We start from the raw sequence: 21,129 nt of genomic DNA, 5'->3' as shown, positions 1-21,129 counted from the left end.
TCGGAGGGGACATGGCCGAACGGACGACCGAGGAACTGGCGGCGCTCAACGACCGACTGATGGAGAAGAACCACGCGCTCGCCCAGGCGCTGACGCGTGCCGGCAAGGAACTGACGAAGGCCAAGTCGCAGCTCGCGCAGCTGGCGCAACCGCCGCTCACCTTCGCCACGATGGTCGCGCTCGACTCGACCCGCACCGACGAGGACGGCGTGCAGCACGCCAGCGCCGAAGTGATCGCCGGAGCGCGCCGCATGGTCGTGCCCGTCGCCGCGAACGTGAACGCGGCGAGGCTGGCCGCCGGCAACACGGTCATGCTCAACGAGAACATGGTGCTCGTCGAACAGCGCGGCCCCGATCTGCTCGGCTCGGTCCGCACGGTCCGGGAGACGCTGGACGACGGCCGGCTGATCGCCGCCGACGCCGCCGGCAATCCGCAACTGGTACGGCGGTCCACCGCCCTCGCCACGGCCGTGATCAGACGAGGCGACCGCGTCACCGTCGACCCATCGAACCGCATCGCGCTGGAGGTGCTGCCCGAGGAATCCGACACGGACCTCGTGCTTGAGGAGACGCCCGACGTGACCTTCGACGACATCGGAGGACTGGAACCGCAGATCGAACGCATCCGCGACGCCGTGCAGCTGCCGTTCCTGCACCGCGCGCTGTTCGAACGCTACGATCTGACGCCGCCCAAGGGCGTGCTGCTGTACGGCCCGCCCGGCAACGGCAAGACGCTGATCGCCAAGGCCGTCGCCCACGCGCTCGCCGAAGGATCCGGCAACGGGACCGGCGTGTTCCTGTCGGTCAAGGGACCGGAGCTGCTCAACAAGTTCGTCGGCGAATCCGAACGGCTGATCCGCATGATCTTCAAACGCGCTCGCGAACGCGCCGCCGACGGCAGGCCGGTCATCGTGTTCATCGACGAGATGGACTCGCTGCTGCGCACGCGCGGCTCCGGCGTCTCCTCGGATGTCGAGACGACGATCGTGCCGCAGTTCCTGGCCGAACTCGACGGCGTCGAACGACTCGACAACGTGATGGTGATCGGAGCCTCGAACCGTGTGGACATGATCGACCCGGCAGTGCTGCGCCCGGGACGTCTCGACGTGAAGATCCACGTGGAACGGCCGGGCGTCGAACAGGCCGCGTCCATCGTGCGGCATTACCTGACCGACGACCTGCCGTTGGACGCCGCCGTGGACGCCGACACGCTGATCCGGATGCTCGTGCGTGACATCTACGAACGCTCCGAGCGCCGTCACCTGTGCGACGTGTGCAACGACGCCGGCGCATGGTCGGCCGTGTTCCTCGCCGACGTGGCGTCGGGCGCGATGCTCAAGAACATCGTGGACCGGGCGAAGACGAAGGCCGTCAAGGCGTCGATCGAATCCGGCTCGCCGGTCGCGCTGAACGCGGCGCTGCTCGGCTCCGCGGTCGAGGACGAATTCGTCGAGACACGCGATTCCGTGCTTGACGCCGACCCTCAGCAGTGGAGCCGCATCAACGGACTGGATGCCGGACACGTCACGCGCATCCGCGCCGTGAAGGGAAAGGATACGGAACAATGAGCGTGATACGGGTGATGGGCACGGAAACCGAATACGCGGTGTCCCGGGCGGACGGCGCCCACGCGAATCCGGTGCGGCTGTCGTTCGACGTGGTCGGCGCTGCCGCGAACGAGGCGAACGCGCACATCCGATGGGACTATCGGCAGGAGGATCCGGTCAACGACATGCGCGGCACGCGGCTCGAACGTGCCGCGGCACGCCCCGACATGCTCACCGACGCGCCCCAGCTCAACATCGTCAACGTGATCGCACCCAACGGCGGCCGCGTCTACGTCGACCACGCACACCCCGAGTATTCGGCACCGGAAACCACCGACCCGTTCGAAGCCGTGCGCTATGACCATGCCGGAGACCTCATCATGCGCGAGGCCGCCCGCCGCGCGTCCGAACGCACCGGCACGCCGATCGTGCTGCACCGCAACAACGTGGACGGCAAAGGCGCCAGCTGGGGCACGCACGAGAACTACATGACGCGCCGCGACGTGCCGTTCGACATCGTCGCGCGCCTGATGACCGCGCATTTCGTCTCGCGGCAGATCTACGTCGGATCGGGCCGCGTCGGGATCGGGGAACGCAGCGAGACGGCCGGCTACCAGCTGTCCCAGCGCGCCGACTACATCCATATGAAGGTCGGCCTGCAGACCACGTTCGACCGTCCGATCATCAATACGCGCGACGAGTCGCACAGCACCGACGAGTACCGGCGCCTGCATGTGATCGTCGGCGACGCGAACCGCATGGATGTGCCGCAGGCGCTCAAGCTCGGTACGACCTCGATGCTGCTGTGGACGGCCGAACACGCCGACGAGGCGGGACTCGACCTCGCCGATCTGCTGGATCGGCTGGAACTGGCCGATCCGGTCGACGCGATGCACACGGTGTCGCACGACCTGACGCTTGCCGCGGCTCTGCCGTTGGAGCACGGCGGCACGACGACCGCATGGCAGATGCAGGTCACGCTGCGTTCCGCCGTCTATGCGGTCGCCGCGATGGTCCACGGCACCGATACGAGCGGCGAGCCGGCATGGCCGGATCGGCAGACCCGTTCGGTCATGGCGATGTGGGGGCAGGCGCTCGCCGATACGGGGGCGATCCGGCACGCCGACGCCGACGAACGTCTGACGATGTCGAACGAGGCAGGACGCGTCGAGTGGCTGTTCAAATGGCAGCTGCTCGAGAAGCTGCGCCGCAAGCGGGGCGTGACATGGGCCGATCCAAGGCTCGCCGCCCTCGACCTGAGCTGGGCCGCGCTTGAGCCGTCCTCCTGCGTGTTCGAGAAGCTGCGCTCGCATACGGAACGCGTCAATGCGGATGCCGAGGTCGCCGCGGCGGCGGAGCATGCGCCGGACGATACGCGCGCCTGGCTGCGCGCCGCGATCGTGCGGCGGTATCCCGAGCAGGTCGTCGCCGCATCGTGGTCGCATCTGACCGTGCGGGCGCATCCGGAGGCGGACGACGACATCGACCTGTACGGCAACGCCAGCCGGCCGCGCGTCCGGCAGTCCGACCTGTTCACGCTGGACATGTCCGAGCCGCTGCGTTTCGGTCGAACAGCGTGTGAACGGATTGTGGATGAATGTTCGAGCGCGGCCGAAACCCTGTCGAGGCTCTCTGCGATCATCGCCAACTCCAGATAAAATCATCATGGAACCGAATGCCTGACAGGGGCGGAGAGGAAGACGGCGGGGAGCCGTGCCCCTGACACCATGGAGACCGCAGCACACGCATGGAACCCGATCGAACGAGGAGACGCATGGAACTGAGAGAACTTGCCTTGGAAGTGGCGCGCATCGCCCAGGACGCCGGACGGCACGCCCTTGGCGACCAGATGAACCCGCGTGATCTCAAGGGACTGCATCTGGCGGAGGACAAGCCGTCCACGCTGGACGTCGACGACCGTCTCACGCGGTTCATCGTCAACCGACTGTCATACGTGGAAACGTTCGACGGCCAGTGGCAGGACCGTCCCGCCGAATGCCATCCGGGCGAACGCTACTGGTGCGTAGGCAACATCGACGGCATCATCAACTACACGCGTAACATGCCCGAGTGGGCGATCACGGTGTCGCTGTTCGAATTCAACGAGGAAGGTTCCGCGCAGCCGATCCTCGGCGTCGTGCACGCGCCCGGCCTGGGACTGACGTATCTGGCCGCGCGAGGTCAGGGCGCGATCCGCATCCGCAAGACGCCGATCGGCGACAAGCGCGAGAAGGTCATGCCGTCGACCACCGCCCATCTCGAAGGCTCGGTCGTCAGCTACGGCATGTCGTACGTTCCGGCCGAGTCGAAGCGCGCCCTGGCCGCGGTGAGCGCGATCGCCGGCCAGCCGGCCGACATCAAGCGCATCGGACCGGCCTCGCTCGACCTGTGCAAGGTGGCGGACGGCACGTACGACGCCTATTTCGAGCCCCACCTGCACAAATGGGACGTTCCGGCCGTGTCCGCCGGCGCGGTCGTATGCTGGGAGGCGCAGGCCAAGCTGCGTACCTGGCGCGGCGGTCCGGTGCACTGGCGCCGCGGCAACGACATCGTGGCCTCGAACGGGCTGATCATCGACGAGCTGCGACCGTACCTGCAGTGACGGTTCCGCGCCTCGCGAGAATCGGACGTGCGGCCGGTCCTTCCGGCCGCGCATGGACCATGACGGGCTTCCCCACATGCCGTGGGGGAGCCCGATGACTATATAGGATGACCAAAAGGAGGAGCGATGCCTCAGGAATTCGACCAGGCGCAGGCCGCGCATTCGGCGGGCGAGCAGGTCGAGCAGGAGACGACGCGCGTCAAGGCCACGGAAGCCGAGGCCAGCGGCGACGTGCTCGATTCGGTGCTCGACGACATCGAATCCGTGCTGGAGACCAACGCCGAGGAGTACGTGAACAGCTTCGTGCAAAAAGGCGGCGAGTGATGCCGCAGCTGCGCGACAGCGGCAACAGCGGCCGTGAGGCGGCCGTGGCGCAATCCCCGCAGTTCGAGGGATTCGCGCGCATCTTCGGCGTGGAGACCGAATACGGCGTTTCCGTGACCGGTGCCGACCGGCCGATCGACGCCGGTCAGGTCGCGATGATGATGTTCCGCCCGATCGTGTCGCGTTCACGTTCCACGAACACGTATCTGACCAACGGTTCGCGGCTATACCTCGACGTCGGCTCGCATCCCGAATACGCGACCGCCGAGGCACGATGCCCGACGGATGCGCTTGCGCAGGACCTGGCCGGCGAACTCGTGATGCGCAGGCTTGCCGCCCAAGCCCAGGAACGGTTGCGCGAATCCGGCCACGGCGAGGCGTTGCGCGTGCACGTGTTCAAGAACAACGCCGACTCGGCCGGCCACTCGTTCGGATGCCACGAAAACTATCTCGTGCGCCGGTTCGTCTCGCTCGAACAGGTCGAGCACGAGTTGCTGCCGTTCCTCATCACCCGGCAGATGTATACGGGCGCCGGGCGCGTGACCGGCGACGGGTTCGAGATCACGCAGCGCGCAGACTATCTGGACGAGGCCATCTCCTCGGCGACCACGCGTTCGCGGCCGATGGTCAACACGCGCGACGAGCCGCACGCCGATCCGGAGGAGTTCCGCCGACTGCACGTGATCATCGGGGACTCCAACCGTTCGCAATGGGCGACATGGATGAAACTCGCCGTGACGCATCTCGTGCTGTGCGTGATCGAGGAATCGGCCCGACTTGGCAAGCCCAGCGGTTTCGAGGCGTTCGCGCTGGCCGATCCCGGCGAGGCCAACCGTGCGGTCAGCGGCGACCTGACCTGTCGCACGGCCCGTCTGGCATTGGCCGACGGACGCGAGATGGGCGCGCTCGACATCCAACGCGGCTATCTGCGGATCGTGGAACGGTTCATGGCCGATCATGCTCGGGCAATGGATGAGGCGATGCCGCGGGACGGCGCGGGGCATGCGCTCGAACAATGGCGGGACGTGCTCGGACTGCTCGCCGACGGGCGCGGCGACGAACTGGCCGACCGCGTCGACTGGGCCGCGAAACTGCGCCTGTTCGACGCCCTGCACGCCCGTCACGGACGGATCGCGCAGTCGAAGCTCGAACAGCTTGACATGGACTATCACGACATCGCGAACGGTTCGCTGTACGAGTCGATGCTGCGTCGCGGCGCCATCCGGCGCCTGTTGGACGAATCGGAGGCGCAACGGGCGCTGACCGAGCCGCCGTCCGACACCCGCGCCGCGCTGCGAGGCCGGTTCGTCGCCGCGGCGCTGGATGCCGGCGCGCAGTTCTCCTGCGACTGGACGCGGCTGACGCTGGCCGGTTCCTCGCATCACGAGGCCGTAATCCTCGACCCGTTCCGCGCCGAGCCGACCGAGGACTACGAACGGCTCATGCGGGCCCTGTAGGCCTTGTGCCCTGCCCATAATGCAAAAGCCCCGACCTCCATGGTCGGGGCTTATTCTCGTCTGCCATTGCCGAGAAGCGGCAGTGCCGGAAAACTTACTCGGTCACGGCCTTCTTCAGCAGGGAGCCGGCGGAGATGCGCACGCCGTAGGTGGCCGGGATTTCGATGGTCTCGCCGGTGCGCGGGTTGCGACCGGTGCGGGCGGCGCGCTTGACGCGCTCAGCGGAGAACAGACCGGTCAGCTTCAGGCCTTCGCCGGACTGCATGGCCTCGATGAACACGTCCTGGAAAGCGTTGACAGCCGCCTCGGCCTGGGCCTTGGTCAGGTTGGACTTCTGGGCGATCTTCGAGACGAGATCAGACTTGTTGTATGCCATAAAGCATCCTTCTTGAGTCAGGGGATGGTCCTCCTAGGTCGAACCATCCACACGTTCATACTGAATAATAGCGCACGATCGTGTCAAATGCCGCCATTTTCAAGGGTTTTCGCGTGAATTTGCCCCGAAGGGGGCACATTTGCGCTCCGACAGGGCATCAGATGAGATTGCGCCGGTCAAGCCAGCGCATCGCGGCCGCGCCGAGCGGAATACGCACCCAGAAGAACACCACGCGGTACAGCAGCGTCGCCGACAACGCCACGCCCGCAGGCACTCCCATCGCGCCGAACGACACCGTCAGCGCCGCCTCGACGCCGCCCAGGCCGCCCGGGGTCGGCACCGACGAGCCGACCGCATTGGCGATCATGAAGATGAAGAACGTCTCGATCGGATTGGTCATCTGACCGAACGCGAGCAACGCCACCCAGAATCCCAGGCCGGTGGCGATGTTGAGCACCAGCATGCCCGCGATGCTCGGCAGCAGCTTCGCCGGATCCGACAGCGTATCGGCCAGCTGGCGCGCGTACGTGCGGACCAGCGGCAGCACGGTTCCGGCGACGAAACGGCGTACCGGCGGTATCATCATCGCCACGGCGAACGCCATCAGCACGATGCCGAGCACCACGATCAGCGTATTGGTCGGGATCATGCTGCTCAGCGCGTCGCTGCCAGTGAACAGGCCGACGATCACCGTCAGCAGCACGGTACCCGCGTAATACACCACGAGCACCGCGCCCATCAGCGCCGTCGCCGTCGTATTGCGATACCCGCTTTTGCGCAGGAACTGCAGGTTCACGAACGCCGGCCCCACACCGGCCGGCATCGACACCATCGCGAAGCTCTGCGCGACCTGCGACATGAACACGCCCACCGGGTCGCGTCGGTCGCGCTCCATGAACGCGCCGAGCTCCAACGACGAACCGAGCCAGGCGACCAGGCCGAACAGCAGACAGATGGCGGCCATCGCCGGATTCGCGTTGCGCACCGCATGGATCACCTCGTCGGGCTTGAGCTGCGTGAACACCACCGATACGGCCACGACCAGCAACGCCATGCCGATGAACGAACGCAGGCTGAACCGTGACAGCGTGACCGGTTCGACCGTCTCGGCCGTATCCTGCGGCGCGAGATCGCGCAGCCGGGCACGCAGGTCGTCGAGCAGACGGGAATCCCAGCCGTCCAGAGCGCGCGTCGCCTTCGGCACCGCCGCCTTCTGCACGAACGGAATAAGTTCGGCAAGCGTGTCGACGCCCCATACGTGGCGACCGGCGGCGACCGCGCGTTCGGGGCCGATCAGTGCCGCCAGCAGCGACAGCAGCTGCACTTGGTCAAGCGCCACGTTCGCCGGCGTGCTCGCGTCGTCGCCGTTCTGCCAGCCGGCGATGATCGGCGTGCCGGACTCCAGCCGCGCCAACGTGTCCGGTGTGATGCGCCGATGCGTGTACCCGCGACGGTTCGCCACCGACAGGAACCGCATGAGCGCGACCGCGTCCTCGTCGCTGATCGTGTTGCGATTGCATTCGTGGATCGCATCGCTGCCCTGCAGCACCAGGATCGAGGATTCGCCGGTGTCGGCCACGCCGTAGACGCGCGGCGTGGGCAGACCGCAGTTCTTGAGTCCCAGAAGCATCGCCATATGGTGCTGCGTCGCCTCGCGCGGGGAACGGTCGCGCCTGGTGGATACGCCCGTGAACCGGATCCACCGCCACAGCTGGCGCATGTAGCCGGCGGTATGCAGTTGGCTGTCCAGCACCGAGATCACGAAATGCCGGCCGCGATCGTCCTCGGCGTCATACCGACGCGAGCGTTCGACCAGATCGTCGTCCAACGACACCCGGGACACGCCGCCCGCCGCCGGATCATCGCTGTCGATATGCCGCGACAGGCGGACCAGATGCAGGTCGATGCCGGACAGGGTCTGCGCCAGCTCCGCGCCCCACACGCCCTGGTTCTTCGTGCCGACCGTGAACCGCAGCAGCATGCCGATCAGACGGCCCGCGGCGAACGACACCAGCACTCCGGCCACGGAATTGACCGACAGCAGGACCAGCAACGCCGCCACGGTGTACAGGATGTTCCAGCCCCATTTGACGGTGGAGCGCGTGCGCCGGGGACCCGCCGAGGTCAGCAATGCCGCGGCGCCGGCGTAGAAATCCGGCAGCAGGCTCGAACCGGTCCAGCTGTTCGGCGAACTGAGCGCCGCGACCAGCGTGCCGTCGCCGAAACGGGACACGGCAAGGGAGATGCCCCACGCCGCACCCAGACCGCCGAACAACGCCAGCACCGACAGCGCCGCCTGCATCCACGCGCGGCCGATCAGCAGCTGCGCGACCACCATCACGACGATCGAGACGATCGCCAGCTGCTGCAGCAGCGTGGTCGGCAGGTCGACCATCCAGTTGAGCGCCTGTCCGGCGGTATGCGCGTCCGATTCGACGCCCATGGTGATGCCGCGCAGGTACATGGCCGACAGCATCGCCACGGCGGCGAGCAGCACGGAGGCGCCGGCGCGCAGCAGATCGCCGAAATCGTGGATGCGTTTCGGCGGCACGTCCTCGATGAGCGGAGCATCGGGCGTGTCGCCCTCAGGTGATGTTGCGGATGATGCAATGTGCGCAAAACGCGATTCCGCCGGCGAGACGGTGATCTCGTCGGCGGAATCGGTCGCTTGTTTCTGATCGGTCATCAGAGCCCTTCGCGATTGGCTGTATGTTGTGGTGGGCCGGCCGCGGCCGTCGAATCAGGCCCGGCCGGACCGGGATGGTCAGCGGTCGAACGCGACCAGCTTGCTCGCCACACCCGTGTACGTGGCCGGGGTGAGCGCCTTGAGACGCGCGGCGGTTTCGGGGTCGAAGGACTGCTGGTCGATGAACTGCTCGACCTGTTCCTTGTTGATCTCGTGGCCGCGCATGAGCTCCTTGACCTTCTCGTACGGCTTGTCCATGCCGGGCAGGCCGCGCAGCTCGCAGGCGCGCATCGCGGTCTGGATCGGCTCGCCCAGCACCTCCCAGTTCTCGTCCAGCTCGCGCGAGATCACATGGTCGTTCGGGTGGATGGACTTCAGGCCGCCCATCAGGTTGTACAGGGCCAGCTGCGAGTAGCCGAGCGCGGAGCCGATGTTGCGCTGCGTGGTCGAATCGGTCAGATCGCGCTGCCAACGGGACTCCACGAGCGTGGCCGACAGGGTGTCGAGCAGCGAGCAGGAGATCTCGAAGTTCGCCTCGGCGTTCTCGAAACGGATCGGGTTGACCTTGTGCGGCATCGTGGACGAGCCGGTCGCGCCCTTGACCGGCACCTGAGCGAACACGCCGCGCGAGATGTACATCCACACGTCCACGCACAGGTTGTGCATGATACGGTTCGCATGGGAGACGGTCGAGTACAGTTCGGCCTGCCAGTCGTGGGATTCGATCTGCGTGGTCAGCGGGTTCCAGGTCAGGCCCATGCGGTTCGTGACGAACTCGCGGGAGACGGCGATCCAGTCGACGTCCGGGCAGGCGGCCAGATGCGCGCCGAACGTGCCGGTCGCGCCGTTGATCTTGCCCAGGTACTCCTGGTTTTCGATGTGCCTGAGCTGGCGGTTCAGGCGGTAGACGTAGACCGCAAGCTCCTTGCCGAGCGTGGTCGGCGTGGCCGGCTGGCCGTGGGTGAGGGACAGCAGCGCCTTGTCCTTGTACTCCTCGGCCTTGTCGGCGAGGTGGTCGATGATCTCCTTGAACGCCGGGGTCCACACGTTCTCCATCGCGTTCTTCACGCAGCGGGCGATGGACAGGTTGTTGATGTCCTCGGACGTGCACGCGAAGTGCACGAGGGTCTTCAGGGCGTCGTTGATGTTGACGAGTTCTTCCGGGGCCTTGTCGATCTGGTCGTCGATGTAGTACTCCACGGCCTTCACGTCGTGATGGGTGACGGCCTCGTGCTCGGCGTGCTGCCTGATGCCCTCGGCGCCGAAGTCCTCGGGGATCGCGCGCAGGAACGCCTTCTCGGCTTCGGTGAACGGCTTGACGCCGTCGATGATCGGCTGGTTGCCGTTGCCGTCGAAGCCGTTCGCCAGCAGGATCATCCATTCGACCTCGACGCGCATGCGTTCGCGGTTGAGGGCCGGCTCGCTCAGGTATTCGACGAGCGGGGCGGTGGCGTTGTGGTAGCGACCGTCAAGCGGGGTCAGTGCGATTGCGGGGGAAATGTCAGTAAGCTTCATGGATTCTAGGGTACTTCCAGCCGTGAACCGGGCGGTGTCGTATGCTGATTGACTGTGAACGAAGCGCGAATACTGGTGATCGAGGATGATGCGGACATCAACGAGGTGGCCTGCACGCGTCTGGAGCGTGCCGGATACGACTGCACGGCCGCGTACTCCGGATCGGAGGCGCGACTGCTGCTGGATCGTGCGGGATCGTCGGCTGATCGTCCTGACGCCGGCAACGTTGCCGACTGCGGGTTCGACTGCATCGTCACCGATCTCATGCTGCCCGGATTGAGCGGGGAGAAGCTGGTGACGATGCTGCGCGAGCGTGGCGCGGGCGTGCCGATCATCGTGATCTCCGCGCGTGACACCGTCGCCGATCGTGTGGCGTTGCTGAAACTCGGCGCCGACGACTATCTCGTCAAACCGTTCGATCTGGACGAGCTCGTCGTGCGGGTGCAGGCCCAGCTACGCGGGCGCGGCTACGGGTATGGCGGCTCACCCACCGCGGCTCGATCCGATCTCGACACTGCCCGGTCTGCCCTGACGAAGGGATCATCGGCGCAACCGGCCGTGGGAGCGAGCGGTTCCGCAACCGCGGACGACCGCGCACGGCTTCTCGCCGCCGGCCGCTGGACGCTCGACCCCGCCGCCCGCACCTTCGTCGTCGACGGGCAGCCGGTGGCGCTCACCAACACCGAGTTCAACATCATCGAACTGCTCATGGCGCATCCCAACACGGTCTTCACCAAACAGCAGGTGTACGAGCTGTGCTGGAAAGAGCCGTACATGGTCGACGACAACACCGTCACCGCACATGTGAGTAAGATCCGCGCCAAGCTCAAGCCCTCCGGCACCGAGTCATACATCAGGACCGTCTGGGGACTCGGCTTCAAGCTTGACGTGTGAGCGCGCGACGTGAGGTATGCGACGAACCTTCACTATGTTCGAGCTATCGACGCATCGATGCGAACATAGTGAGGATTTTGGCGGTCCAATCGTCACTATGTTCGAAGTGGTGTCGTGATCGATGCGAACATAGTGAAAGTTTCCGGGGAGGCAAGCGTCGAGCCGTGGATCGTCATACTTTCGCAAGACTTTCGTGAGACTCTCGCATGAGGCGCGTGGCGATTGCGCAAGATCCGTTCCGTACAGTGAGGGGCATCATCCGGAACACTGAGGGAAAGGAACGGCGATGGACGCGATACGCATACGATCGCTTGCCAAACAGTACGCCGGCAAACGCGTGATCGACCATTTCGACATGACCGTGCCGCAGGGCGCGATCTACGGATTCGTCGGCAAGAACGGCGCCGGCAAGTCCACCGTCATGAAGATGACCGCCGGACTGGCCATGCCGAACGACGGCGAGATCACGGTATTCGGCCACGCGGGCCACGGAACCGCCCACGCGTCCGGCGGCGTGCGGCGCGTCGGCGCACTGATCGAAAACCCCGGCCTGCTGCCGCACATGAGCGCCTTCGACACGATGATGGCGCAGGCGCTCGCGCTTGGCGTGGCCGACCCGAAACCCGTCTGCCGTGACCTGCTCGATCAGGTCGGCCTCGGCAACACCGGCCGCAAGAAGACCGGCGGATTCTCGCTCGGCATGAAGCAGCGTCTCGGACTCGCGCTCGCCCTTGTCGGCGGCCCCGATCTGCTGCTGCTCGACGAGCCGCTCAACGGGCTCGACCCCGAAGGCGCGCGCAGCATGCGCAACTATCTCGTGCGACTCAACCAGCAGCGGGGCATCACCATCGTCGTCAGCTCGCACGTGCTCGACCAGTTGGAGCGCATGTGCACCCACTACGGCGTCATCGCGAACGGCCATATGGTGCGTGAAATGACCGCCGAACAGGTTCAGGCCGAATGCGGAGACAGCCTCACCGTACGCACCGCCGACACCGCGACCGCGCTCGCGATCCTCGAGGAACGTCTGCCGAACAATCCCGCCGCCCCGGTGCGCTTCGCGGCCGAACCCGACGGTTCGATCACCATCTGCGGCGGCTTCGATGCGGCCGAAGTCTCGCGCCTGCTGCATGACGCGAACCAGACCGTCCTCGAACTGTCCGCGAAGTCGCGCGACATGGAGGATTATTTCGTCGCCCTCATGGACGACGCCCGCACGGAAGGGAGCCGATGATGTTCAACCTGTTGCGTTCCGACCTGTATCGTCTCATTCACGGCCGCAAGTTCTGGGTCGTCACCGTACTGGTCGTCCTGCTGACCGCAGGCCTGCTCACCACGCTGATGCTGCTCGGCGCCGGTGCCGGAGCCGAGCAGACCGACACCGACGGCATTTCGGTCACGACCAATGCCGTCTCCGGATTGGCGGCATCCGCCCGCATGATGGATTCGCATACCGCGATGCTGTCCAGTTCGGGACTGGGCAACGGTTCCGTGCTGTCCATGATCGTCGCGGTGCTAGCCGTGCTGGCGGTGATGGATGACTGGGATGCCGGTTTCGTCAAGAACCTCATCGCCGGGCGTCGTGGCCGCACGCCGTACATTGCCGGCCGGCTGCTGCTGTCCGCACTGCTGGCCGTGTGGAACATGGTCGTGACGATCGTCTCTCTGGAGTTGTCATGCCTCGCGCTCGGCGTCCGGTATCGCCATGCGGAAAGCATCGGCGTCTACCTGGGATTCTGCGGGCTGAGGATGCTGGGCGTGGTCACATTCGTGCTGATCGTCGTCGCGTTGGCGATGATCGTGCGCAGCAAGGCGTTCGGCGTCGCCGCCGCGGTGCTCGTCGGCGCGGGCATCATGGGATCGATGCTGAACATCGTCCTGTCGGCGGTCGCCATGTACGCGCCGTGGGTCGGGCGGCTGGCGCAATGGCTGCCGTCGAACAACGTGAAACTGTATGTCGACGGTGCGGGTCTGTTCGCCACGACGGCCGGCGGCATGTCGCTCGGCATGCCGGTCTGGGCGCACGCGCTGATCTGCTTCGCCGGCTGGATCGTTCTGTCCGTCGGTGCGACGATCCTCGTCAACCGCCGTCGCGACGTGTGCTGAGCTTCGGCTTGGTCTTAAAACGTACTCGCATCTGCTGAAGTTCCAGCGGTGGCCGCGGCCGACAGACATATCCTATTCCCGACACGCTCCGGGCCGCTCGGCCAAGTCATACGGTCGTGAACAGGATATGTCTGTCGGCCGCTCGGTAACGTTGATAAGTCACGTGGGCCGAACTCCGGTTGAGTTTCGCAAAACGCAAGGGTTGTTCGCAAGAGAGCGTGGGACGGCGGGATGCATATTGTGACCGTAAAGACTTGGCCAGAGCGGCCTGGAGCGTGTCGCAATATGCATCCCGCCGCCCCACGCGGTTACCGCTGGGGATTGAACATGCGATGAGCGGTACAACGTAGGATGAAGACATGGTGATTGTGGGGCTGCTGGTCGGGCTGATCGCAGGGATCGCGATCGGGGCGGCGGTGTATGGACGCGAGATGCGGCGAATGGCCGGGTTCCTGCGCGATCGGCCAGCGGGGAGCAACGCGCGGCTGGGCGTGGAGTTGCCGGGCGGGGCGAGCCGTGAGCTGGCTCGGGCGATCAACGCGCAGCTGGATGAGATACAGGCCGAACGCATCGCCGCGATGTCCAAGACGCAGGAGTTCCAACGTGACCTGTCGTCGTTGGCCCATGACGTGCGTACGCCGCTGATGGGCGCGCAGGGTCATATCCAGCTGGCTATGGGGGATGCCGGCGTTTCCGAAGACGCGGCGACGGATGGTGCCGCAGGAATGCGGTCATCCGGGGACGACGGTCGCGAACGGCACCTGAAAGCGGCATTGCAGCGGTTGGACGACATGCGCGGCCTGCTCGACCAGTTGTTCGCCTATGCGCGGGCGAACGATCCCGACCGCACGTTCGACTTGGAGTCGGTCGCCGTGCAGCCGCTGGTGGCGGAAGTGCTCGTCGGTCATTATCCCGAATTCGAGGAACGCGGGTGGGAGCCGACGGTTGCGTTCGATGACGAACGATTCGTGTTGGAAGCCGACCGGACGGCGTTGCGACGCATCGTCGACAACCTTGTCACCAATGCGCTGCGTCATGGCAGCGGGGCGCCGACGGTCGCACAACACGGGGATGCCGTCACGTTCTCCAATCCGATCAGCGACGAGGCCGCCGCCGACATCGACCCCGACCGTCTGTTCGATCGGTTCTATCAGGCCGACGATTCGCGCGGCAAACGCGGCTCCGGTCTGGGACTCGCCGTCGCGCAGTCGCTCGCCCGATCCATGCGGCTGAATCTGGCCGCCGACATCGTCCGTGGCCACGACGGGGAAGCGGCCGAGCTCGTCATCGCCGTTGAACCGATGCCGGGGCGACAGGGATAAAAGGCGACCGTTCGCCATGACCTGTCCCATTCCGCATAGGTTGCAGCGCGGCCGGCATGTCGTTGATCATTGCTGCAGTGCGTGACGGGATCGTATGGTGAATTGACGGAATTGCTAAAACGTTATATCATCGTGCTTAACAATGATGTAACGTTTTAGCAACGGTGAAGTCATAGCATATTCATCTCACTGGAGAGAGGGAAGATATGAACGAAGCGAAACCGAACGCGACGATGCCGGCCGCGGCTCATACGGACATCCTCGCCGTATGCGGCATCGCCCTCGACGTCGTGGCGAAGGTGGACCATCTGCCGGTTCTGGACGGCTTCTGCTCGGTGCTGTCCACGCAGCGCCAGTACGGCGGCGGTGGCATGAACGTGCTCATGCAGGCCAGCCGGATCGGTGTGCGCACGGGCATCGTCACGAAACTCGCGAACGACGCCGACAGCGACTTCCTCATCGCCAACATGGACAAACTCGGCATCGACCATCGCGGGGTCGTGCGCCGGCCCGGCGACTACAAGGCGCCGACCTGCCTGATCTACGTCGATCCCGAAGGCCGCAAGATGATGGTCGGCGATATGGAACGTCTGCCCGGACCGATCGTCGAATCCGAATTCCCGTTCGACCTGATCGCGCAGACCGACGTCGTCTATCTCGACTTCAACCCCGCGCCGCTCACCCCGATGATCGCCGAAACCGCCAAACGACAAGGCAAAACCGTCGTGCTCAACTTCCAGGACGGTCTCGACTCGGTGACCGGCCGCGGCATCACGGCACAGCAAACGCTGGACATGCTGCGGTATGTGGACGTGTTCGCGCCCTGCCAGGAGGCGATCCGCGCGCTGAGCGGCACCGACGACGTGGACGGCCAGTTGGCGTTCATCCGGCAATACCACCGCGGCCTGGTCGTGCTGACGCTCGGCGAGCGCGGCGTGGTCGCCTTCGACGAACAGGATCGCCGGACCGAAATCCCCGCATACGGCATCGACCCGGTCGACACCACCGGCGCCGGCGATTCGTTCATTGGCGCGTTCATGACCGAATATCTCGTCCGCAGGCATCCGCTGGCGCAATCCCTGCGCTATGCCACCGCCTGCGCCGCGTTGACCTGCACGAAGCTCGGCGCGCAGTCGTCCCCGACGGCCGGCCAGGTCGACGCGTTCATCGCGGAACGAGGCCTGCCCGGCGTTGCGGAACCGTCCCGGGAGGAGGCCCGCGCATGACCGGAACCACGACCGCATCGGCACGGCAGGCCGTAAGCCGGCATGAAGCCGCCCGTCGCATCCTCGTCGGCGTCGCCTACGGCGATGCGATGGGCATGCCCACCGAAACCCTCACGCAATCGCAGATCCGCTCGCGGTTCGGCCGCGTCACCGGCTTCCTGCCCAGTCCGCACGGCGACGACATCCCGTTCGACCGCGATTTCGCCGCCGGGCAGGTCACCGACGACACCGACAACACGCTGATGCTGTGCCGCATGCTCACCAGGACCGGCGGCAGGATCGACGCCGACCTGTTCGTCGCGGAACTGACCGACTGGCTCGACCGCGACCCGACCAGCGCGTTCGCCGTCGGGCCAAGCACCAGGCGGGCGCTTGAGGCGATCAAGGCCGGCGTCCCGCTCGATCAGGCCGGACGCATGGGCACCACCAACGGCGCCGCCATGAAAATCGCGCCCATCGGCATCATCGACGCCCATCGCGGCCTGCCGCGGCTCGTCTCGGACGTGACCGCCGTGTGCATCCCCACGCACAACACGACCGTCGCCATCCAAGGCGCGGCCGTTGCGGCCGCCTGCGTCGGATACGGCATGCGCATCGCGACGGGCGACGGAACCGTCGACTGGGACGAATGGTACGGCCTGATCGACGACGCGTTGCGCGAGGCGGCGCGCTACGGTCACGCCTATCCGAGCGCCGACCTGGCGTGCCGCATCGCCTACGGTCGCGAGCTTGCCGACGGCGAGCGCGACGACGCGCGGTTCGAGGAGAGGCTGTACTCGTTCATGGGCACCGGCCTGGAAACGAGCGAGACGATCCCCGCCGCGGTCAGCATCGCGTACCGGTACCGCGGCGACCTGCGGCGAGCCGTCGAATGCGCGGCCAACGCGGGCGGCGACACCGACACGATCGGCGCGATCTGCGGCGCGATGTGCGCCGGACTAGGCTTCGACCTGCCGGACGACGCGGTCCGCACGCTCGAAGAAGTCAACCAGGTGGATTTCGACGCCGTGGCGACATCGCTCGTCGACGCGTGCGGCGCCGGGGAAGAAGAACACAACCATACAGAAAGGAGCGCGCAATGAAACGAGGGATTCGCTACGATTTCTCGCTGCTTGCCCTGCTGCTCATACCGGTGGGAGTCTCGATGAGCGTGGTCGGCTACCAGCTGTCCACGATTCTCAAGTTCCCGATCTTCATCGACCAGATCGGCACGGTGTTCGTGTCGATGATCGGCGGCCCGTGGGTCGGCCTGGTGACCGGCCTGATGGGCAACGTGGTCAACGGCATGCTCAATCCGGTTTCGTTCGCCTACGCGTTCGTGTCCATGATCATCGGCCTGGTCTCCGGATTCCTGTCGCGCTGGAAGTGGTACACCAACATCTTCGGTACGATCGCGGCCTGCTTCGTGCTCAACGAGTGCTCCGCGACCGTCGCGGCAGTCGTGACGATCTTCGTGTTCGGCGGCGTCACCGGCGCCGGCTCCGACCTGGTCACCGCGGCATTCCTGGCCGCCGGCGGCGCGCTCGTGCAGTCCGTCCTGTCGACCAACCTCATCACCGGCATGGCCGCCATGATCATCGACGTCGGCGTCAGCTGGATCATCCTGCGCCGCCTGCCCGACCGTTTCCTGGTCAAACTCAACTACGGCATGCCGTACGTGCGCAACAGGAAGGCCCTCGCATGAACAGCGCAATCGGCAAACTCTACCCGTCCACCAAGTTCTGCTTCATCCTGCTGGTGATCATCGCCAGCATCTTCACTCCCGGCCACTGGTTCCAGTACGCGATGTTCCCGCTGTTCGCGGTGCTCAGCCTGTTCAGCGGCACGTTCGTCAAGTACCTCAAGGCGTACCTGTCGTCCATCCTGCTCATCGTCGTGCTGATCTTCGCCGTGCAGGTGTTCATCGTGCGCTACGACGACACCACCCCGATCTGGGCGTTCATCGGCTTCTCGCAGACCGGCCTGACCGCCAGCCTCGGCATTACGTCGAGGATCGCGGCCATCTGCGCGGCCATCATGTGGTTCTTCCAGGTCACGTCCACCAAGGACATGGTCTACGCGATGGAACGCGCCAACTTCCCGAAGAAGATGACGTTCGTGATCATCTCCACCATCCAGATGGTGCCGCAGATGTCCGCGCTGTCGGCCACGATCCTCGACGCGCAACGCTCGCGCGGCATCGAGACCGAAGGCAGCCTGATGACCCGCATGAAGGCGTTCGTGCCGATGCTCGGCCCCCTCGTGCTCTCGCTGATCCAGCAGACCGAGGAACGCGCCCTCGCCCTGCAGTCGCGCGCCTTCCTGTTCAAGGCCCGCAAAACCTCGTTGTACCAGATCGACAAGCGCCCGGTCGACACGGTCATCCAGATCGTGTGCCTGGCGGCGTTCGTCGCCTATGTGGTGTGGATGGTGATCGCATGACCAGTATTTCGCTCAAGCACGTCAGCTACCGGTACCCGCTCGATACGAACAACGTGATCGACGACATGTCGTTCGACATCGAACAGGGCCGCACGTACGCGCTCATCGGAGCCAACGACTCCGGCAAGACCACGGTGTGCAACATCATCCGCGGATTCATCCCGCGCTTCTACCGCGGCGACCTGACCGGTTCGGTCGAGATCGACGGCAAGCCGGTCACCGACTTCGACGACGCGCAGCTGACCACCATGATCGGCTACTCCTTCCAGAACCCGTTCACGCAGATGAGCGGCGTCAAGGACAACGTGCGCGAGGAGATCGCCTACGCGCTCGAAAATCTCGGCGTGCCCCGCGACGAGATGATCGAACGCGTCGACGCCATGATCGAACTGCTGCACCTGGAGGCGCTCGCCGACAAGAACCCGTTCGAACTGTCCGGCGGCCAGAAGCAGCGCGTCGCGCTCGCCGCGGTGCTGGTCACCGACCCGGGCATCGTGATCCTCGACGAGCCGACCTCGCAGCTCGACCCGAAGGGCACCGAGGACATCTTCGACATCGTCGAACTGCTCAAGAGCCAGGGCAAGACCGTCATCCTCGTCGAACACAAGATCGACCTGATCGCCCGCTACTGCGACCAGGTGCTGCTGCTCGACGGCGGCCGGCTCGTCATGAACGGCCCCGTGCACGAGGTGCTCACGGATCCGGCGGTGCTCGACCACGGCGGACAGCTGCCGCAGGTGGCCCGCTACTACCTCGAACGCAACCGGCGGTTCGGACGGCACGATCCCATCCCGCTGACCGTCGAGGAAGCGGCCGCACAGGAACGGAAAGGACGCTGACATGGCATACCTCGAACTGAACGACGTGACGTTTGCCTACCCGAACGGGTTCACCGCCATCGAACACGTGTCGATGAGCTTCGAACTCGGCGAGGCCGTGGCCATCATCGGCCAGAACGGCGCCGGCAAGACCACCACGGTCAAGCTCATGAACGGCCTGCTCAAGCCCACGCAGGGCACCGTGACCGTCGACGGCGAGCCGACCGAAGGCCGGTCCACCGCCTCGATCGCCGCCAAGGTCGGCTACGTGTTCCAGAACCCCAACGACCAGATCTTCCAGGACAGCGTGCGCAAGGAGATCGCCTACGGCCTGGTCAAGCGTGCCGGCAGGAACGCCGACCGCGCGGCCATCGACGCCAAGGTCCGCGACGCCGCCGAATGGTGCGGCCTGACGGACGAGCTCGACACGCACCCCTACGACCTGCCGTTCTCCATGCGCAAGTTCGTCACCATCGCCGCGACCATGGTCATGGACCCGCAGGTGCTGATCCTCGACGAGCCCACCGCCGGACAGGACCGCACCGGCACCGAACGCCTCGGCCGTCTCATCGAGCATGTCCGTGGCCAGGGACGCACGGTCATCACCATCACGCACGACATGGAGTTCGTCGCCCGCGAGTTCAGGCGCGGCATCGTCATGGCCAACAAGCACATGCTGATGGACGCGCCGGTCGCCGACATCTTCTGGAACGACGAGGTGCTCGCCCAGGCCAACCTGCAACGCCCGTACATCGCCCAGCTCGCCGAGACCCGCGGCCTGCGCGGCGTGCTCACCATCGACGACCTGCTGGCGCGCGACGCGCAGGCGTTCGCCGGTGCGCCCGGCGCGTCCGTTCCGTCGGCTGCGGAGGCGTGACATGCGGCAGGTGATCATCGACTGCGATCCCGGCCACGACGACGCGCTCGCGCTGATGACCGCGCTCGCCAACACGGACGAGCTGCGCGTGCTGGCGGTCACCACGATCGGCGGCAATCAGACGCTGGCCAAGGTCACCGCCAACGCGCGGCACATCCTCGGCCTGCTCGGCTCCGACGTGCCGCTGGCGTCGGGACAGGACCGCCCGCTCGTCAAGCCGTTGCGCTGCGCGCCCGAGGCGCACGGCGACAGCGGCATGGACGGCCCCGCGCTGAGCGGCTACGACCATCCGCTCGCCTCCGACAACGCGGTCACGTTCATGCATGACCTCATCATGGACGCCGACGGGCCGGTCACCATCGTCGCGCTCGGCCCGCTGACGAACGTCGCGCTGCTGCTGCGCACCTTCCCCGAGGTCAAGGATCGCATCGAGATGATCAGCCTCATGGGCGGCGGCATCGACCACGGCAACAGCACGCCGCTGGCCGAGTTCAACATCTACGTCGACCCCGAGGCCGCGCACATCGTGTTCGCGTCGGGACTGCCGATCGTGATGGCCGGACTCGACGTGACCGAGCGGGCGCAGATCACGCTCGACGAGATCGATGGTCTGCACGGACGCGGTCCGATCAGCGAGGTCGCCTACGAACTGTTGAGGTTCTACAGCGAATCCGGACACCAGTTCGGCTTCGTCGACAGCCCGATCCACGACCTGTGCGCGGTCGAGTACCTGCTCGACCCGTCGCTGTTCCACGGCGAGCGCCGCCATGTGGACGTCGTGACCGACGAAGGCGCGGCTCGCGGGCTGACGTTCGTCGACGCGCGTCCCAAGCCGGCGTTGCCGGACAACGCGCTGGTGCTGACCGACGTGGACAGGGAAGGGTTCGTGGCGCGACTGGTCGACGCGCTCGCCGTGTTGGACGCGCGGGCGGTGGGCTGATCTGACGGGACGGTTGCG

At 65.8% G+C, this 21,129-nt stretch carries 19 protein-coding genes; 16 read left to right on the top strand and 3 right to left on the bottom strand.

What is annotated here, in order from left to right; all coding sequences use genetic code 11:
- Positions 1-11 precede the first annotated feature (11 nt).
- The 5 genes from arc (at position 12) to pafA (ending at position 5,930) form a co-directional block, all read left to right on the top strand.
- The gene (arc, locus tag GFD25_RS00870; RefSeq protein WP_163229002.1) at positions 12-1,568 is read left to right on the top strand and encodes a proteasome ATPase; all 1,557 of its coding nucleotides are present in this window, start codon (positions 12-14) and stop codon (positions 1,566-1,568) included.
- Positions 1,565-3,205, top strand: coding sequence for a depupylase/deamidase Dop (gene dop / locus GFD25_RS00865; RefSeq protein ID WP_163229000.1), 1,641 nt, complete (start codon positions 1,565-1,567; stop codon positions 3,203-3,205). The genes arc and dop overlap by 4 nt, the downstream gene beginning before the upstream one ends.
- Positions 3,206-3,321: 116 nt before the next feature.
- Entirely contained in the window at positions 3,322-4,149 is an 828-nt protein-coding gene (locus tag GFD25_RS00860) for an inositol monophosphatase family protein (RefSeq protein ID WP_163228998.1), read from the top strand.
- A gap of 126 nt (positions 4,150-4,275) precedes the next feature.
- A complete protein-coding gene (locus tag GFD25_RS00855) occupies positions 4,276-4,473 on the top strand; it encodes a ubiquitin-like protein Pup (protein WP_163228996.1) in 198 nt (65 codons plus the stop codon).
- Complete coding sequence (gene pafA, locus GFD25_RS00850; protein WP_163228994.1) at positions 4,473-5,930, top strand: Pup--protein ligase; 1,458 nt, start codon at positions 4,473-4,475, stop codon at positions 5,928-5,930. Before GFD25_RS00855 ends, pafA begins: the two co-directional genes overlap by 1 nt.
- Positions 5,931-6,024: 94 nt before the next feature.
- Here pafA and GFD25_RS00845 read toward each other — a convergent pair whose 3' ends face one another.
- The 3 genes from GFD25_RS00845 to purB all read right to left on the bottom strand — a co-directional run bounded on the left by GFD25_RS00845 (position 6,025) and on the right by purB (position 10,507).
- On the bottom strand, positions 6,025-6,306 hold the full coding sequence (locus GFD25_RS00845; RefSeq protein WP_163228992.1) for an HU family DNA-binding protein: 282 nt from the start codon (positions 6,304-6,306) through the stop codon (positions 6,025-6,027).
- A gap of 157 nt (positions 6,307-6,463) precedes the next feature.
- Entirely contained in the window at positions 6,464-8,992 is a 2,529-nt protein-coding gene (locus tag GFD25_RS00840; RefSeq protein WP_163228990.1) for a lysylphosphatidylglycerol synthase transmembrane domain-containing protein, read from the bottom strand.
- A gap of 78 nt (positions 8,993-9,070) precedes the next feature.
- A complete protein-coding gene (gene purB / locus GFD25_RS00835; RefSeq protein ID WP_163228988.1) occupies positions 9,071-10,507 on the bottom strand; it encodes an adenylosuccinate lyase in 1,437 nt (478 codons plus the stop codon).
- A 54-nt stretch (positions 10,508-10,561) separates the two neighbouring features.
- Here purB and GFD25_RS00830 point away from each other — a divergent pair, with 54 nt between their 5' ends.
- The 11 genes from GFD25_RS00830 (at position 10,562) to GFD25_RS00780 (ending at position 21,111) form a co-directional block, all read left to right on the top strand.
- Positions 10,562-11,401 carry a winged helix-turn-helix domain-containing protein gene (locus GFD25_RS00830; protein ID WP_163228986.1) on the top strand — a complete coding sequence of 280 codons (840 nt, stop codon included), beginning with the start codon at positions 10,562-10,564 and terminating at the stop codon, positions 11,399-11,401.
- A 286-nt stretch (positions 11,402-11,687) separates the two neighbouring features.
- Positions 11,688-12,635 (top strand): ATP-binding cassette domain-containing protein, encoded by a 948-nt coding sequence (locus tag GFD25_RS00825; RefSeq protein WP_163228984.1) that lies wholly within the window; start codon positions 11,688-11,690, stop codon positions 12,633-12,635.
- Positions 12,635-13,507, top strand: a complete 873-nt coding sequence (locus GFD25_RS00820; protein WP_163228982.1) for an ABC transporter permease subunit — start codon at positions 12,635-12,637, stop codon at positions 13,505-13,507. The genes GFD25_RS00825 and GFD25_RS00820 overlap by 1 nt, the downstream gene beginning before the upstream one ends.
- A gap of 359 nt (positions 13,508-13,866) precedes the next feature.
- The gene (locus GFD25_RS00815; RefSeq protein WP_163228980.1) at positions 13,867-14,829 is read left to right on the top strand and encodes a sensor histidine kinase; all 963 of its coding nucleotides are present in this window, start codon (positions 13,867-13,869) and stop codon (positions 14,827-14,829) included.
- A 206-nt stretch (positions 14,830-15,035) separates the two neighbouring features.
- Positions 15,036-16,055 carry a carbohydrate kinase family protein gene (locus tag GFD25_RS00810; RefSeq protein ID WP_163228978.1) on the top strand — a complete coding sequence of 340 codons (1,020 nt, stop codon included), beginning with the start codon at positions 15,036-15,038 and terminating at the stop codon, positions 16,053-16,055.
- On the top strand, positions 16,052-17,137 hold the full coding sequence (locus GFD25_RS00805; RefSeq protein ID WP_163228976.1) for an ADP-ribosylglycohydrolase family protein: 1,086 nt from the start codon (positions 16,052-16,054) through the stop codon (positions 17,135-17,137). Before GFD25_RS00810 ends, GFD25_RS00805 begins: the two co-directional genes overlap by 4 nt.
- Positions 17,134-17,739 (top strand): ECF transporter S component, encoded by a 606-nt coding sequence (locus GFD25_RS00800; protein WP_163228974.1) that lies wholly within the window; start codon positions 17,134-17,136, stop codon positions 17,737-17,739. Before GFD25_RS00805 ends, GFD25_RS00800 begins: the two co-directional genes overlap by 4 nt.
- Positions 17,736-18,476, top strand: coding sequence for an energy-coupling factor transporter transmembrane component T (locus GFD25_RS00795; protein ID WP_163228972.1), 741 nt, complete (start codon positions 17,736-17,738; stop codon positions 18,474-18,476). The genes GFD25_RS00800 and GFD25_RS00795 overlap by 4 nt, the downstream gene beginning before the upstream one ends.
- Positions 18,473-19,315 (top strand): energy-coupling factor ABC transporter ATP-binding protein, encoded by an 843-nt coding sequence (locus tag GFD25_RS00790; RefSeq protein ID WP_163228970.1) that lies wholly within the window; start codon positions 18,473-18,475, stop codon positions 19,313-19,315. Before GFD25_RS00795 ends, GFD25_RS00790 begins: the two co-directional genes overlap by 4 nt.
- 1 nt (position 19,316) lies before the next feature.
- Positions 19,317-20,171, top strand: coding sequence for an energy-coupling factor ABC transporter ATP-binding protein (locus tag GFD25_RS00785; protein ID WP_163228968.1), 855 nt, complete (start codon positions 19,317-19,319; stop codon positions 20,169-20,171).
- A 1-nt stretch (position 20,172) separates the two neighbouring features.
- Positions 20,173-21,111: a nucleoside hydrolase gene (locus GFD25_RS00780; RefSeq protein WP_163228966.1), complete on the top strand. Its 939-nt coding sequence runs from the start codon at positions 20,173-20,175 to the stop codon at positions 21,109-21,111.
- Positions 21,112-21,129 lie beyond the last annotated feature (18 nt).

Source organism: Bifidobacterium aerophilum, assembly GCF_010667685.1.
GTDB classification, from domain to species: Bacteria; Actinomycetota; Actinomycetes; order Actinomycetales; family Bifidobacteriaceae; genus Bifidobacterium; species Bifidobacterium aerophilum.
The sequence above is the reverse complement of the archived record's forward strand: the minus strand, read 5'-3'. Positions and strand labels throughout refer to the sequence as shown.

Coding starts and splice junctions, on each gene's coding strand:
- GFD25_RS00845 (WP_163228992.1), bottom strand. CDS start 6,306: ATGGCATACAACAAGTCTGATCTCGTCTCGAAGATCGCCCAGAAGTCC.
- GFD25_RS00780 (WP_163228966.1), top strand. CDS start 20,173: ATGCGGCAGGTGATCATCGACTGCGATCCCGGCCACGACGACGCGCTC.
- GFD25_RS00790 (WP_163228970.1), top strand. CDS start 18,473: ATGACCAGTATTTCGCTCAAGCACGTCAGCTACCGGTACCCGCTCGAT.
- GFD25_RS00825 (WP_163228984.1), top strand. CDS start 11,688: ATGGACGCGATACGCATACGATCGCTTGCCAAACAGTACGCCGGCAAA.
- GFD25_RS00810 (WP_163228978.1), top strand. CDS start 15,036: ATGAACGAAGCGAAACCGAACGCGACGATGCCGGCCGCGGCTCATACG.
- arc (WP_163229002.1), top strand. CDS start 12: ATGGCCGAACGGACGACCGAGGAACTGGCGGCGCTCAACGACCGACTG.
- GFD25_RS00805 (WP_163228976.1), top strand. CDS start 16,052: ATGACCGGAACCACGACCGCATCGGCACGGCAGGCCGTAAGCCGGCAT.
- GFD25_RS00800 (WP_163228974.1), top strand. CDS start 17,134: ATGAAACGAGGGATTCGCTACGATTTCTCGCTGCTTGCCCTGCTGCTC.
- GFD25_RS00855 (WP_163228996.1), top strand. CDS start 4,276: ATGCCTCAGGAATTCGACCAGGCGCAGGCCGCGCATTCGGCGGGCGAG.
- pafA (WP_163228994.1), top strand. CDS start 4,473: ATGCCGCAGCTGCGCGACAGCGGCAACAGCGGCCGTGAGGCGGCCGTG.
- GFD25_RS00860 (WP_163228998.1), top strand. CDS start 3,322: ATGGAACTGAGAGAACTTGCCTTGGAAGTGGCGCGCATCGCCCAGGAC.
- dop (WP_163229000.1), top strand. CDS start 1,565: ATGAGCGTGATACGGGTGATGGGCACGGAAACCGAATACGCGGTGTCC.
- GFD25_RS00795 (WP_163228972.1), top strand. CDS start 17,736: ATGAACAGCGCAATCGGCAAACTCTACCCGTCCACCAAGTTCTGCTTC.
- GFD25_RS00840 (WP_163228990.1), bottom strand. CDS start 8,992: ATGACCGATCAGAAACAAGCGACCGATTCCGCCGACGAGATCACCGTC.
- purB (WP_163228988.1), bottom strand. CDS start 10,507: ATGAAGCTTACTGACATTTCCCCCGCAATCGCACTGACCCCGCTTGAC.
- GFD25_RS00815 (WP_163228980.1), top strand. CDS start 13,867: ATGGTGATTGTGGGGCTGCTGGTCGGGCTGATCGCAGGGATCGCGATC.
- GFD25_RS00785 (WP_163228968.1), top strand. CDS start 19,317: ATGGCATACCTCGAACTGAACGACGTGACGTTTGCCTACCCGAACGGG.
- GFD25_RS00820 (WP_163228982.1), top strand. CDS start 12,635: ATGTTCAACCTGTTGCGTTCCGACCTGTATCGTCTCATTCACGGCCGC.